The 14405-nt window shown below is 64.3% G+C and carries 10 protein-coding genes; 1 reads left to right on the top strand and 9 read right to left on the bottom strand.

Annotated features, from left to right (window positions below; translation table 11 throughout):
* Window positions 1-368: 368 nt before the first annotated feature.
* From M653_RS0125480 to M653_RS0125500, 5 genes are all read right to left on the bottom strand, one after another.
* Window positions 369-2819, bottom strand: coding sequence for an FAD-dependent oxidoreductase (locus M653_RS0125480; protein ID WP_027145865.1), 2451 nt, complete (start codon window positions 2817-2819; stop codon window positions 369-371).
* Complete coding sequence (locus M653_RS0125485) at window positions 2816-3997, bottom strand: pyridoxal phosphate-dependent aminotransferase (protein ID WP_027145866.1); 1182 nt, start codon at window positions 3995-3997, stop codon at window positions 2816-2818. Before M653_RS0125485 ends, M653_RS0125480 begins: the two co-directional genes overlap by 4 nt.
* Entirely contained in the window at window positions 3990-4895 is a 906-nt protein-coding gene (locus tag M653_RS0125490) for a homocysteine S-methyltransferase family protein (protein ID WP_027145867.1), read from the bottom strand. The genes M653_RS0125485 and M653_RS0125490 overlap by 8 nt, the downstream gene beginning before the upstream one ends.
* Window positions 4892-7345: an FAD-dependent oxidoreductase gene (locus M653_RS0125495; RefSeq protein WP_027145868.1), complete on the bottom strand. Its 2454-nt coding sequence runs from the start codon at window positions 7343-7345 to the stop codon at window positions 4892-4894. The genes M653_RS0125490 and M653_RS0125495 overlap by 4 nt, the downstream gene beginning before the upstream one ends.
* Window positions 7346-7438: 93 nt before the next feature.
* A complete protein-coding gene (locus M653_RS0125500) occupies window positions 7439-8035 on the bottom strand; it encodes an XRE family transcriptional regulator (RefSeq protein ID WP_027145869.1) in 597 nt (198 codons plus the stop codon).
* A 171-nt stretch (window positions 8036-8206) separates the two neighbouring features.
* On the opposite strand from M653_RS0125500, the gene M653_RS0125505 reads away from it, so the two are divergent.
* Complete coding sequence (locus M653_RS0125505) at window positions 8207-8911, top strand: nitroreductase (protein WP_027145870.1); 705 nt, start codon at window positions 8207-8209, stop codon at window positions 8909-8911.
* Window positions 8912-8932: 21 nt separating this feature from the next.
* Here the strand turns inward: M653_RS0125505 and M653_RS0125510 are convergent, their stop codons facing one another.
* From M653_RS0125510 to M653_RS0125525, 4 genes are all read right to left on the bottom strand, one after another.
* Entirely contained in the window at window positions 8933-10375 is a 1443-nt protein-coding gene (locus M653_RS0125510) for an MFS transporter (RefSeq protein ID WP_027145871.1), read from the bottom strand.
* A 163-nt stretch (window positions 10376-10538) separates the two neighbouring features.
* Window positions 10539-11126: a sarcosine oxidase subunit gamma gene (locus tag M653_RS0125515; RefSeq protein ID WP_027145872.1), complete on the bottom strand. Its 588-nt coding sequence runs from the start codon at window positions 11124-11126 to the stop codon at window positions 10539-10541.
* Window positions 11119-14112, bottom strand: a complete 2994-nt coding sequence (locus tag M653_RS0125520) for a sarcosine oxidase subunit alpha (RefSeq protein WP_027145873.1) — start codon at window positions 14110-14112, stop codon at window positions 11119-11121. Before M653_RS0125520 ends, M653_RS0125515 begins: the two co-directional genes overlap by 8 nt.
* Window positions 14109-14405 carry a sarcosine oxidase subunit delta gene (locus M653_RS0125525; protein ID WP_027145874.1) on the bottom strand — a complete coding sequence of 99 codons (297 nt, stop codon included), beginning with the start codon at window positions 14403-14405 and terminating at the stop codon, window positions 14109-14111. The genes M653_RS0125520 and M653_RS0125525 overlap by 4 nt, the downstream gene beginning before the upstream one ends.

Raw genomic sequence — 14405 nt, forward strand, 5'->3', positions numbered from 1 at the left:
CGCTCGGCTCGACATGGGCATCGAGCCATCCTTTCGAAACATCCACTCCACATATGATCGTGTTCACGGTAACCTGCCTTGTGCGTGCGATTGGAGCCAAGCGACTATTCGGTCGTACGTGACGAAGGCGAAGATCCCAGGCTCATCCACGGTTGTAACCGGANGGGTGTCGGGCGACTTCGCNAAGCCTCGAATCGGATGGCCATCCGGTTCGAGGCTCAGTCGCTCTTCTCGCACAAAGTTTCCTCCGTGCAGATACAAGGGGTGTTCCAGAGAACACCGACGTCTCACTCCGCTGGAACACCCCTCAACCGTCTCGGCGCTACGCGCCGATCCACCTTCTCCCACAAGGGGAGAAGGAAGAGGCGCTACATCTTCGTTCGTTTCGCCTTCGGATCATACATCGGCTTCAGCGATGCCTCCGCCGCAAACCGCTCGCCGGCGATTTCGATTTCGTAGGTCGAGGCCAGCACATCTGCCTCGCTCTCGCCCTGGCAAGGCACATAGCCCAGCCCGATCGCCCCGCCGAGATGGTGACCATAGTTGCCGGAGGTGATCGGACCGACGATCTTGCCGTCGCGCAGGATCGCCTCGTTATGGAAGAGCAGCGGCTGCGTATCCTTCAGGCGGAACTGGACCAGACGGCGGTCCAGTCCGGCTTCCTTCTTCTTCAGCACGGCATCTCGGCCGATGAAATCGCCCTTGGCCGTCTTCACCGCGAAGCCGAGGCCCGCCTCCAGCACGTTGTCTTCATCGGTGATGTCATGGCCGAAATGGCGGAAGGCTTTTTCGATGCGGCAGGAATCCAGCGTGTGCAACCCGCACAGCTTCAGCCCGACATCCGCGCCGGCATCGTCGATCGCCTCGAAGACATGGGCGGCCTGGTCGCTCGAGACATAAAGCTCCCAGCCGAGTTCGCCGACATAGGTGACGCGATGCGCCCGGGCGAGGCCCATGCCGATTTCGATCTCCTGGAAGGTGCCGAACGGATTGTTCTCGTTGGAGAAGTCGTTGGGGCTGACCTTCTGGATCAGTTTTCGCGCATCCGGGCCCATCAGGCAAAGCACGCTTTCGGCGGCGGTAACATCGGTGATGACCACGAACTGCTCGCCGGCATGCCGGCGCAGCCAGGCGAGGTCGCGCTGCAGCGTGGCGCCCGGCACGACGAGGAAATAGGCAGTCTCCGAAAGCCGCGACACGGTGAGGTCGCTCTCGATGCCGCCGCGCTGGTTGAGCATCTGGGTATAGACGATCTTGCCCGGCGCCACGTCCATGTCGTTGGCGCAGAGCCTTTGCAGGAAGGCGCAGGCATCGCTGCCCTCGACGCGGATCTTGCCGAACGAGGTCATGTCGAACAGGCCGACCTTGTTGCGGACGGCCAGATGTTCCTCACGCTGGTTGTCGAACCAGTTCTGCCGCTTCCAGGAATAGCGATATTCGCGTTCCTGGCCTTCGCGCGCGAACCAGTTGGCGCGCTCCCAGCCGGCGACTTCGCCGAACACGGCGCCACGCGCCTTCAGATGCTCATGCAGGGGCGAGCGGCGCACACCGCGCGACGTCGCCATCTGGCGGTAGGGGAAATGGTCGGCATAGAGCAGGCCGAGCGTTTCGGAAACACGCTCCTTGAGATAGCGGCGGTTCTTCTGAAACGGCTGGGTGCGGCGGATGTCGACTTCCCAGAGGTCGAACGGCGCTTCTCCGTCGTTGATCCACTGCGCCAGCGCCATGCCGGCGCCGCCGGACGAGACGATGCCGATGGAATTGTAGCCGGTTGCCATCCAGTAGCCGCACAGCTCCGGCGCCTCGCCGAGATAGTAGCGGTCGTCGGGAGTGAAGCTTTCAGGGCCGTTGAAGAAAGTGTGGATGCCGGCGGTGGCCAGCATCGGCATGCGGTTGACGCCCATTTCGAGGATCGGCTCGAAATGGTCCATATCCTCGGGCAACTGATCGAAGCAGAAATCCTCGCGAATGCCATCCATGCCCCATGGCTTCGCCACCGGTTCGAAGGCGCCGAGCATCATCTTGCCGGCGTCTTCCTTGTAGTAGGCGCACTCGTCCGGCACGCGCAGCACCGGCAGCCGGCCGAGGCCGGGGATCGGCTCGGTGACGAGATAAAAGTGCTCGCAGGCGTGCAGCGGGATGTTCACGCCGTTCCGGGCGCCGAGGTCGCGCGCCCACATGCCGGCGCAGTTGACGACGATGTCGGTTTCGATCGTGCCTTGGTCTTCGCCTTGCGCCCAGGACACGCCGGAGACGCGGCCATTTTTCGTATGGATCTTTGTGACCTTCACATTCTCGGCGATGGTGGCGCCGCGCTGACGCGCACCCTTGGCCAATGCCATGGCGATATTGGCGGGGTCGCACTGGCCGTCAAGCGGCAGATGCACGGCGCCGACCACGTCGGAGACGTTGAGATGCGGGTACATCTCCTTGACTTCGTTGGGAGAAATCTCACGCACGTCGACATCGAAGGCGCGGGCGAGCGACGCCTGCCTGTAGATCTCGTGCTTGCGCTCTTGGGTCAGCGCCACGGTGATCGAGCCGACCTGGCGCATGCCGGTGCCGACCTCGGTCTCGGCTTCCAGCTTGACGTAGAGATCGGCCGAATATTTCGCCAGCCGGGTCATGTTCTGCGAACCGCGCAACTGTCCGATCAGGCCGGCGGCATGCCATGTCGTGCCCGAGGTCAGCTGCTTGCGCTCCAAAAGCACGATGTCGGTCCAGCCGAGCTTGGCCAGATGGTAGGCGACCGAGCAGCCGGAGACGCCGCCGCCGACGATGACGGCCCGCGCTTTGGTGGGAAGGATCCTGGCGGTCATGCGGCCTCGCGGCGGTAGCTGGAAACGAAACGGCGCAGCCGGGCGGCTGCTTCCTGCAATACGGGCTCGGGCTGGCACAGGCTGATGCGGATATGGCCGGCTGCGGCTTCGCCGAAACTCGAGCCCGGCATGACGCCGACCTTTTCCTTGTCGAGGAAGGCGAAGGCGAATTTCTCGTCGTCGGGTTCGACAGCCGAAATGTCGAGCATGACATACATGCCGCCTTCGGAACCGCGAACAGTGACATCGTTCATTCCGTGTACCGCATCGAGCAGGACGGTGCGGCGTGCCGCGTAGCGTTCGGCGATGTCCTTGACGCCATAGTGCTGCTCCAGCGCCTCGGCGCAAGCGATCGAGATGAAGGCGGGCAAGCCGTAGGTCGTCACCAGGTTGAGGTTGATCAGCAATGTGATCATTGTCTCAGGACCGGTCAGCCAGCCCATGCGCCAGCCGGTCATGCCGTGGCTCTTGGACATGGAATTGATGACCAGCGTGCGCTCGGCCATGCCTGGCAGCGAGCGCGGCGAGATGTGCTCGCCGCCGCCCAGCGTCCAGTAGACCTCGTCGGACAGCAGCCACAGGTCATGCTCGCGGCAAACCTCGGCCAATTGTTCCAGCCGCTCGCGCGAATAGACCGCACCGGTCGGGTTGTTCGGCGTGTTGATCAATATGGCGCGCGTGTTGGGCTTGAGTGCCGCGCGGATCATGTCCGCGCGGGGTTGGAAACCGTCCTCGGCCGGTGTCTCGACGACGGTGAAACTGGCACCCGCCGCACTGAAGGTGTTGGGATAGGTGGCATAGTAGGGGGCGACGACGATGGCGTGGTCGCCGGGGTCGAGAACAGCCTGCACGGCCGCGTAAAGTGCGGCCTGGCCGCCTGGCGTGGCGATGACCTCTTCCGGCATTGTCTCGACGCCGGTGCAGGCGCTGGAGGCCGCCGCCATCGCCTTGCGCAGGCGTGGCAGGCCAGGCAGCGGCGTGTAGTGATGGTTGCTGGCACGGACCGCGACCACACAAGCTTCGATCGTTTCCGAAGGCGTGTCGAAATCATGGTCGCCGGCCGACAGCATGATGATGTCCTCGCCGGATTCCTTGCGGTTCCAGGCGGCGAAATGAACCTCCCAGCCGTCCTTGCCCGATGGCACGATGCCGGTAATGCGCGATGATGGTCTAGGCATGTGAGACTCCCGAGATCGCGTAGCCGTTCCGTTGCAGCCGGTCGCGCAAGGCGGCGATATGGGCAGGACCGACCTCGCAGCAACCGCCGACGATGTCCGCACCCGCTTCCACCCAGCCGACAGCCTGTTCGGCATAAGCGTCCGGACCGAGGTCGTGGCGGGCATGCAGTACATCCACCGTGCCGCCATGCTTGAGCGCTTCGGTGGAGGTGAAGCCATTGGCATAGGCGCCGACTGGGCCGCCCAGCTCGATCAGTTCCGGCAAGGCCGCCGCGATCGCTTCCGGGCGGCAGCAGTTGAGCAGCCGCGCCGCCACCGGCAGATCGCCAAGCGCCTCCGCCGCCGACGCAATCGTCTCGCCACTGCGCAAGCGTGGCGTGCCGTGATCGGCCAGCGTCCATGACACCCAGACAGGCTTGCCGCTTTCCGATGCTGCGGTGACCGCCGCGCGCGCTTCCTCTGATGACGCCATGGTCTCGCACAGGAACAGGTCGACACCGTCCGCCTGCTCGGTGACGATACGGCGGTAGATGTCGAGCGTGTCCTGGTAGGAGATGGTCAGCGCCGGCGCGTAACTGCCGAAAAGCGGCGACAGGCAGCCGGCGATGGCCGCATCGCCGGCCTCGTCGCGCGCTTGCCTGGCCAGGTCGATGCCACGCTTCTGCAATGGCTTGAACAGGTCCTCCGCGCCCTCGCGCGCCAAGCGTTCGGGCGTCGCCGAATAGGTGTTTATGGTGATGACGCGGGCGCCGGCGCTGATGAATTCCGCATGTAGGCCGCGCACGAGGTCCGGTTCGTCTATCAGCACCCTGGCCGACCACAGCGGCGTCGGCTCGGACTTGCTGCGCCGCACCAGCTCCTGACCCATGCCGCCATCGGTGAGGATAACGTTCTTCATGCCCGCAGCCTTTCGTTCCTGGGATCCCACAAGGGCTCGTCCTGCTGCACGACTGCCTTGAAGCGATCGCCGAAGATGTCGACCTCGACGGTGGTGCCGGGTTCGGTCAGGTCGGCGCGCAGCATGCCGAGCGCGATCGACTTGTCGACGCGATGGCCCCAGCCCCCCGATGTCGTCTCCCCGACGATCTGGCCGTCATGCCAGAGCGTCGACATGTAAGGCGCGTCGCAATCGCCGGGATTTTCGACCACCAGCGTGACGAAGCGTTTCTTCACGCCTTGCTGTTTCTCGTTCTGGAGCGCCGACTTGCCACGGAAGTCGGGCTTTTCCCATTTGACGAAACGCTCCAGCCCGCCCTGCAGGATCGAGTAGTCCGTCGACAGGTCGCCCTTCCAGGTGCGGTAGCCCTTTTCCAGACGCAGCGAATCCAGCGCGTACATGCCGAACGGCTTCAACCCATGATTCTGCCCGGCGGCGCAGATCGCATCGAAGATCGCGGCGGTGTCGTCGACCCTGGTGTGGATCTCCCAGCCGAGCTCGCCGGCGAAGGAGACACGGACCAGCTTGGCCCAGCGGCCGGCAATCCTGGTCTCTTGATGCGTCAGCCATGGCAGGGTCAGGTCGGCATCACAGACATCGGCAAGAATTTTTCGCGAATTGGGACCGGCCAGGATCTGCGTGGAGAATTCCTCCGTCCGGTCGATCAGCTTGAACGCCGCATCCCCGGGCATGTGCGATTTCAGCCATTCGAAGTCATGCCACTGCGCCACCGCTGCGGTGATCAGCGTCATGGATTCCTCGCCATGGCGTACCACCGACATTTCGGTGACGATGCGGCCCTTGTCGTCGGAGAAATAGACGAGGCCGATGCGGCCAGGCTTCGGCACCAGGCCGGTCACTTGCCGGCTCAACCACTCGGCTGCACCTGGGCCCTCGAGGTTGAAGCGCGAGAAGCCGGGCAGGTCGAGGATGCCCGCGGCGTCACGCACGGCCAGGCACTCTTCCCGGACGCGATGCTGCCAGGGTCCGTCGCGGCGGAAGGTCAACGTGGCTTCCTCGGAGACGTCGTCGCCGTCCTGCGCGTACCAGATAGCGCGCTCCCAGCCATTATAAGCATCGAAGCGGGCGCCGAACGCCTTGATGCGATCGTGGATCGGCGACAGTTTCCTGTCACGTCCTTCCGGCCAGGCGTGGCGCGGGAACTGGATGGCGTATTCATTGCCATAGATTTCCATGCCCTTGGCCACGCAATAGTCCGGCGCGGAAGCAAAGGAAGTAAAGCGGCGCGGATCGCAGGACCACATGTCCCATTCGGTCTGGCCTTGCGTCACCCATTCGGCCAGCACCTTGCCGGCACCGCCACCCTGGGCGATGCCGAAGGTGAAGACGCAAGCCTCGAAGGCGTTGGGAACGCCCGGCATCGGACCGATCAGCGGATTGCCGTCCGGCGCATAAGGGATCGGGCCGTTGATGACCTTGGAGAGGCCGGCGGTGCCCAGGATCGGCACGCGGGCAACCGCATCGGCCAGGTAATGCTCCAGCCGGTCGAGATCGTCGGGGAAGAGCTGGAAGGAAAAGTCCTCCGGCATGGGGTCGTTGTGGGTGGCCCAATGCGCGCGGCAATTGCGCTCATAGGGGCCAAGATTCATGCCGGCCTTTTCCTGGCGCAAATAGTATGAGGTGTCGACGTCGCGCAGCAGCGGCAGCTTCTTGCCCTGTTCTTTCGACCAGGCGGCGAGTTCGGGGATTTCCTCGAACAGTATGTACTGGTGGCTCATCACCATCATCGGCACGTCGCGGCCGAACATCCTGCCGACTTCGGCGGCGCGGTAGCCGGCTGCATTGACGACGATCTCGCAGCGGATCTCGCCTTGCGCCGTTACGACCACCCACTCGTCCTTCTCGCGGCGCACGCCGGTGACGGGGCAGAAGCGGATGATTTTCGCGCCCATGTCGCGCGCGCCCTTGGCCAGCGCCTGCGTCAACTGTGCCGGGTCGATGTCGCCGTCGCTCGGATCGTAGAGCGCGCCCTTCAACTCGTGCGTTTCGAGGAAGGGGTAGCGGCGCTTGATCTCGTCGAGCCCGACCACGTCTATGTCCATGCCCTGGTGGCGGCCCATGCCCTTGGCACGCTGGAATTCCTGCATGCGCTCGTTGGAGTGGGCGAGCCTGAGCGAGCCGGTGACATGGTAGTTCATGGGATAGTCGACCGCGTCGGCGAGCCCACGGTAAAGCTCCGTCGAATAGCGCTGCATGTTCATCAGCGACCAGGAGGAGGAGAAGGTCGGCACATTGCCGGCGGCATGCCAGGTCGAGCCCGAGGTCAGCTCGTTCTTTTCCAGGAGCACGCAATCGGTCCAGCCGGCCTTGGCCAGATGATAGAGCGAGGAGGTGCCGACAACGCCACCTCCGATGATCACCACGCGCGCCGTGCTCGGCAAACCCGCCATGTTCTTCTCCCAATCTTCAAGCGCGCCGCGCTTTATTTTTGTTTGATGCATGTCGTTATCCCAAAACCGCTCCACGGTTTGGGCGACATGCACTCAATAGACCGGTGGCGAAACCACCCAGATGACGACCGCCGGCTCGCTACCCGGATTGCGCCAGCGGTAAGGCTTGCCTTCGAAGCGGAAGGAGTCGCCTTCGCCGAGCCGGTGCCAGACACCGGCTATTTCGATGTCGAACTGTCCGGACGCGATGTATCCGGCCTCCTCGGTCGGCCGGCGGGCCTCGCTCTTCAACTCCGCGCCCGGCGCGAAGACCGACCGCACCATCTCGAAACTACCACCGAGGTCCGGTGACAGAAGCTCCTCCACCAGGCCGGATTCGCTGGTGCCAAGCGTGCGACGCTTGCCGGCGCGCACCACCACGCCGCGCTCGCTTTCCACGGGCACGTCATGGCTGAAGAACAGGCTGATCGGCACGCCGAACAACTCGGCGAAGGCCCTGAGGTCACTGAGCGATGGCGTCGACAGGCCGCGCTCGACCTGGCTGACCCAGCCGACCGACCGGCCGAGTTTCAGCGCGATCTCGGCCAGCGTCAGCCCGCGCACCCGGCGCAAGGCCCTGATATCGCCGGCCAGGACTCGTTCGTCAGCTCCCTGTAATGTTCGTGCGGTAGGGGAGGCCAAATCGCTCACTTCATGAAAAATTGCAATCGAATTTCATGAGAAATGAAGCTCATGAAAAAATCAAGTAGATTTTCACCAATGCTCAAGATTTGCTTGCAGGATTTTGACGGTTCATGCAAAGGCTCCGCCGCGAGCGGCGAGTGGGGACGTCCGATCGACACAATGGCTAAGGGACGGCCCATGCTGGAAAAGAAGGCTCGAATCGCGGTTGATGCCGAGATCGTCGACGATGCGATCATGTCGCGCCGTTCGGTGCGCGCATTTCTGCCCGACATGGTCGACGACGAGACGATCCGTGACATATTGACTGTTGCGGCGCGGGCTCCTTCCGGCACCAACATGCAGCCCTGGCGGGTCTATGTCACCAAGGGCGGGACCAAGCAACGGATCACGGATGCCATCATGAATTCCGGCATCCGCGCGGAAAAAGCCGACTGGGACGAATACCGCTATTATCCCACCCAGTTCTTCGAGCCTTATCTCACCCGCCGCCGTGCCAACGGGTTCGGCCTCTACGGCGCGCTCGGCATAGGCCGCCGGGAAGTCGACAAGATGCGCGCCCAGCACGACCGCAACTTCGTCTTCTTCGACGCGCCGGTCGGCATGATCTTCACCATCGACCGCCGGCTCAACCAGGGGTCGTGGATCGATTACGGCATGTTCCTGCAGAACATCATGGTCGCGGCGCGGGGCAGGGGTCTCCATAGCTGTCCGCAAGCGGCCTTCGCGCCCTATCACCGGCAGATCCGGCCGGTGCTCGACATTCCCGACGAGGAGATCGTCGTCTGCGGCATGGCACTCGGCTATGAAGACACGTCCAAGCCCGAGAACGCCTTCCGCACCGACCGTGAGCCGCTCGAGGAATGGGTGACGTTCAGCGAATAGGTTTCGTCCGCCGCAGGCCCGCTATTCCGTATTCATATGCGCGCCGTGGCCGCTGACATGGGCGCCATCCTGCGGCGTCAGCTTGAGATAGGCGAGCAGCGCGCAGAGCGTGATGATGCCCTCGATCACGAACAGGATCCGGAAATCGCTGGCGGCGGCCGGCCCGCCGCCGGCGAGAAACGACAGCATCGCAGCCGCCAGGCCGACGCTGATCGCGACCGCCAGTTGCCAGAGGATATAGTAGAGCGCGCTGAAGCGGGCGAGTTGTTCGGGCGCGATGTCGGAATAGGCGAGGTTGCCGGTCGAAGCCCATTGCACCGAGCGAAAGACGCCAAAGACGAAGATATAGGTGAGCGTGATCCAGACCGGAGTCGTTGCTTGCATCAAGGCGAAGCCCGCGACCATGGCGGCAACAACGGGTGTGTTGAAGACCAGCACGCGGCGAAAACCGAAACGGTTGAGGACGCGTGGCATGAAGACACGCATACCCACCGAACCGACCGCCGCCACGAAGGTCAGCGATCCCGCCTGCACCGCGCTCATGCCGAAGCCGAGCTGGAACATCAGCGGCAGCAGGAAGACGACGGAGCTGAGACCGATCGTGTCGAGCCCGCCGCCGGTAAGGAAGGAGATGCGGAAGGTGCGGATGCGCAGGAGCTTGAGATCGAGCAGGGGATTGCGCACGCGCAGGCAGTAGAAGGAGGCGGCCGTCAGGATGATGAGCGCCAGAGCAAGCTCGGCGGCGATCATGCTGCCGGCGGCGTCTTTCGCCGCGAGCGAGTCCATGCCGAAGACCAGCAGGACCATGCCGCCGCCGACCAGCACAAAGCCTGGAAAATCGAACCGCGTGCGCACCGGCTTGGTCATTGTCGGAAACAGTGAGGCGGCAAGAATAGCCGCCGCGAGCGCGAATGGCACGTTGATGAAGAAGATCCATCGCCAGGAGATGTAGGTGGTCAATGCGCCGCCGACGAGCGGACCGACCAGCGGCCCGGACTGCCCGGCCAGTGAGATATACATGTTGATCTTCAAGGTCCGGCTGCGCGGGAAGGTCGACAGGATCACGACCTGGCCGAGCGTGCCCATCAGAGCGCCACCGAAGCCCTGCAGCGCGCGGGCGCCGACCAGCATCCAGATGTCGTTCGACAGCCCGCACAAGGCCGATGAAGCGGCAAACACCAGCAGGGCAAAGCAATAGACATTGCGCAGGCCGAAACGGTCGGCGGCCCAGCCGCCGAGCGGCATCGAGATGATCAGGCTGGCGACGTAGACGGTGATCAGCAGGCCGAGCTGGCTGGGCGGACGGCCAAGGCTTTCGCTGATGCCCGGCAGCGCCGTCACTACGACATTCTGGTCGAGGCTGGTCATGAACACGCCGCAGGCAACGGTCAGCGGCAGCAGGAGCAAGGCTCTGGCCGACACATCGGCGCGATCGGTAGCGCCGGCGGATAGTTCAGCGGTCATGGAGATGTTCGAACCAAATATGCCGACTCTGAGACGGGATTTTCATCCCCTTGGACCGGTTGAGCGGGCCACATTTTCCATCATGGGCGCCCGCGGCGGGATTCTCTAGCGGCAGAACCAGCCGGCGTTGAGGCCAGAGGCAGCGGCTCTAAGGCCACACCGCCTACTGCACCTCATAGCCGACTTCCTCGCTGGCGTGGCAGAGCGCCTCCCAGAACGAGCGCGCGAAGGAGCGGAAGACATAGATGTCGAATTGGTCGGTGCCGGTGCGCTGGATCTGGGCGAAGACATCGTGATGCGTTGTCGAGCGGCCGGCGCCGACCGGAAAGGCGGGCAAGGCGAAGTCGATGGCGAAGAATTTCGACAGCACCCATTCGGCTTTCGGCCCGGCAATGCGGATGGCGGTGCGGCCATGCGACAGGTCCGTCACCGTGCCGATGGCAGGCGTCACCGGCTTGGCGAAGGCTGCGGCCAGTCCTTCGGCCTCATCGGTCACCGTGAACTTTCCCGGAGCGAAGCCGAACACCGATTTCACGCCGTCGCTCAAGCCGCCGCCAGCGCCGTCGGGCAGCGCAAGCCCAGTGACGCCGCGGATGGCCGCGATCAGTTTCTTCTCTTCGCCCGGCCATGCCGCGAGTTGCACGATCGAGCCCGGCCGGGTTTCGGTGAGCAGGATCTCGACGCCATGTTCGAAATTGCCGTGCGAGCCGACGTGGAGCTCCGGCTCGAGGGGCGATTGACGCTCAGCCATGCATGCGGGTCCCTTCCGGATCGTAGAAGTGGTTGGAGACGATCTCCACGGGACCGAAGCGGTTGCGCAAGGGATCGGAGACATAGGCGCGCGTGCCGTGCCTGGCCTTGCCGCCCTTGACCAGTGCCAGCGCGATATGCTTGCCGAGCGCCGGCGAATAGCAGCAGGCGGTGATGTGCCCGACCGAGCCGTGCGGATTGGCTTCGTCGACCTCCTCGACAATGTGCGCGCCGCCATTGAGCGGCCGGTTGTCGAGCGCGATCAGGCCGACCAGTTCCAGCCGCTCGGACGCAACGAGACCTTCCCGGTCCATCATCGCCGAGCCGATGAAGGGCTTCTTCTTCGACAGCATCCAGTCGAGATGCAGGTCGCGCGCCGTGGTGCGGCCGTCGATCTCGGCGCCGGTGACATGGCCCTTCTCGATGCGCATCGTGCCCAGCGCCTCGAGCCCGTAGGTGACCAGCCCGAATGGTTTGCCGGCCTCGACCAACGCTTCCCAGACATGGGTGCCGTGGCCGGCGCCGCAATAGACCTCGAACGCCATTTCACCGGAGAAGGATAGCCGGCAAATCATCACCGGCACAGCTGAAATCTCGCCGTGCACGATGCCCATGAAGGGCAGCGTCGCATTGTCGACAGCCGTGCCGGTGATACAGGCGGCCAGAATCTGCCTCGCTTTCGGCCCGCCGATCGCGGCTCCCGCCCATTCGTCGGTCACCGAGGTGACGTGGACCTTGAGTTCCGGCCAGATCACGTCGAGGAAATATTCCAAATGCTGCATCACCTTGCCGGCATTGGCGGTGGTGGTGGTCATCAGGAAATCCTGTTCGCCGAGCCGCCAGGTGGTGCCGTCGTCGAAAGCAAAACCGTCCTCGCGTAGCATCAGACCGTAGCGCGCCTTGCCGACCGCGAGGGTCGAGAACATGTTGGTGTAGACGCGGTCGAGGAATGTGGCGGCGTCGGGGCCCTGCACGGCGATCTTGCCCAGCGTCGATACATCGACGATGCCCGCACTTTCGCGCGTCGCCTTGGCTTCGCGCACGTAGGCCTGTTCGATGGTTTCGCCTGAAAGCCCGTAGATCATCGGCCGGTACCAGAGGCCGGCCGAATACATGGTCGCGCCATTGGCGACATGCCAGTCATGCATCGGCGTCAGCCGTTCGGGCTTGAGGTCGCCGAAGCGTTCGGCTGCCAGCGAGCCGATCGAGACCGGTGCGAAGGGTGGCCGGAAGCGGGTCGTGCCGACTTCCGGGATTGGCTTGCCGAGCGCTTCCGCCATGATGGCAAGGCCGGGGACGTTGGAGCTCTTGCCCTGGTCGGTGGCCATGCCGAGCGTGGTATAGCGCTTCAGGTGCTCGACAGAGACGAAGCCTTCGCGATGCGCCAGGCGGACATCATCCGCCGTGACGTCGTGCTGGAAGTCGACAAAGCTCTTGCCGCTGCCCTTGATTTCGAACACGGGCGCGGGATCTGGATCTCCAGGGGTTGCCTCGACAGCGGGCAATGCTACCGGCGCGGCGGTTCCCCCAGCCGCGGCAATGCCTGCGGCGCGCCCTTCGGCGATCGCCTCGACCGTCGAAAAGCTGCCGGTGAAGGCGCCCGCGCCGATCCAGTTTTGCGTAGGCTTGGGCGGCAGGAAGGCCTGCCGGGCGGCGTTCCATTCCGCCTTGGCGCCGGCCTGGCTGGCCAGATGGATGGTCGGCGACCAGCCGCCCGACATCAGCAGGCAATCGGCATGGACGCTGCGCGCATCGCCGCTCAGCGCACCGGCGACCATGTCGAAACGCTGGACCTTGAGGCCGGACAAGGCCTTGCCGCCTTCCGTGGCGACCACCGCATGCCCGGAAAGCAATTCCGCCTCGGCTTCGCCGGCCAGGGCGCTCATCTCGGCGGACGGTTGCGGGCGCACGTCGACGATGGCGACGATCGCCGCACCTGCCTGCTTCAGCGCCAGCGCCGACCGGTAGGCGCTGTCATTGTTGGTGAACACCACGACCCGCTGCCCCGGCAGCACGCCGAATTCGTTGGCGTAGCGCTCCGCCGCATGCGCCAGCATCACGCCGGGCCGGTCATTGCCGGGAAACACCAGCGGCCTTTCGAAGGCGCCGGTAGCCAGCACGACGGATCCCGCGCGGATCGCCCAGTAGCGATGGCGCGGCTCACCCTTGGCGGGCTGTGCCTTGTGGTCGCTGACCCGCTCGAGCGCGGCAAGCGTGTTGTTGTCGTAGTAGCCCCAGACCGTGGTGCGCGGCAGAAGCCGGACGTTGTCGCGCGCCTCGAGCTGAGCGACGGTGCGGTGCACCCAATCAGCCGCGGGTGCGCCATCGATGGTTTCGCCGGACCAGTTGGCCGAACCGCCGAAACGCGGCTCGAGATCGGCCAGCATGACGCGGGCGCCTTGGTCCGCGGCGGCCTTGGCGGCCATCAGGCCGGCTGGGCCGGAGCCGACCACAAGCATGTCGCAAAAGGCGTTCATGCGCTCGTAGCGGGCCGGGTCCTTTGCCGATCCGGCGCTGCCGAGGCCGGCGGCGCGGCGGATGAAATGCTCGCAGAACATCCAGAAGCGCGTGCCTTTCAGCGGGCCGATAACCGGCCCCATGAAGGTCTTGTAGTAGAAGCCGGCCGACAGCAGCTTGCCACCGAGCTGGTTGACGGCATGGATATCCCAGGTGAGCGAGGGGAAACGGTTCTGGCTGACGGCAATCAACCCGTCATGGATCTCGATCATGGTCGCAGGAATGTTGGGTTCCCGCACCTCGCCTTTCAGCACCGTTACCAGCGCGTTGGGCTCCTCGACGCCTGCGCTCAGCAGGCCGCGTGGGCGATGATATTTGAAAGAACGCCCGAAAAGGGTGACGCCATTGGCCAGCAGCGCGGACGCCAGCGTGTCGCCGCCATGCCCGATATAGGCAACGCCGTCGAACGTGAAGCGGATCATCTTCAACCGGTCTATACGGCCGCCGGTGACGGTGCGGCGCGGGCTCATGGCTTGTCCTCCGCCTTGCGGCGCGCGGCCGAGCTGTGATCGCCACGCACGAAGGCGACACTGGAAATCTCATGCGTCAGCGTGTTGCGCACGACCCTCAGGTGAGCCCGGCAGCCGCCGGAATGCTGCCAGATCTCGTTGTGGTCGCCGGCCGGGTTCAGCCGGTCGTAGACGTACGCGTTCCAGGCCTCGAAATTCTGTGAGGCAGGGTCGGGACGTTCGCGGTTGCCGTCACCCTGATAGGTGAACTCGATGACGTCGCGCGGGCCGCAATAGGGGCAAGTGATCAGCAC

Source organism: Mesorhizobium sp. WSM3626 (genome assembly GCF_000513935.1).
Classification (GTDB): Bacteria; Pseudomonadota; Alphaproteobacteria; order Rhizobiales; family Rhizobiaceae; genus Mesorhizobium; species Mesorhizobium salmacidum.

Excerpts from the sequence above, each read along its gene's own strand:
- M653_RS0125505 (WP_027145870.1), top strand. The coding sequence starts at position 8,207 with ATGCTGGAAAAGAAGGCTCGAATCGCGGTTGATGCCGAGATCGTCGAC.
- M653_RS0125495 (WP_027145868.1), bottom strand. The coding sequence starts at position 7,345 with ATGGCGGGTTTGCCGAGCACGGCGCGCGTGGTGATCATCGGAGGTGGC.
- M653_RS0125480 (WP_027145865.1), bottom strand. The coding sequence starts at position 2,819 with ATGACCGCCAGGATCCTTCCCACCAAAGCGCGGGCCGTCATCGTCGGC.
- M653_RS0125510 (WP_027145871.1), bottom strand. The coding sequence starts at position 10,375 with ATGACCGCTGAACTATCCGCCGGCGCTACCGATCGCGCCGATGTGTCG.
- M653_RS0125515 (WP_027145872.1), bottom strand. The coding sequence starts at position 11,126 with ATGGCTGAGCGTCAATCGCCCCTCGAGCCGGAGCTCCACGTCGGCTCG.
- M653_RS0125520 (WP_027145873.1), bottom strand. The coding sequence starts at position 14,112 with ATGAGCCCGCGCCGCACCGTCACCGGCGGCCGTATAGACCGGTTGAAG.
- M653_RS0125485 (WP_027145866.1), bottom strand. The coding sequence starts at position 3,997 with ATGCCTAGACCATCATCGCGCATTACCGGCATCGTGCCATCGGGCAAG.
- M653_RS0125490 (WP_027145867.1), bottom strand. The coding sequence starts at position 4,895 with ATGAAGAACGTTATCCTCACCGATGGCGGCATGGGTCAGGAGCTGGTG.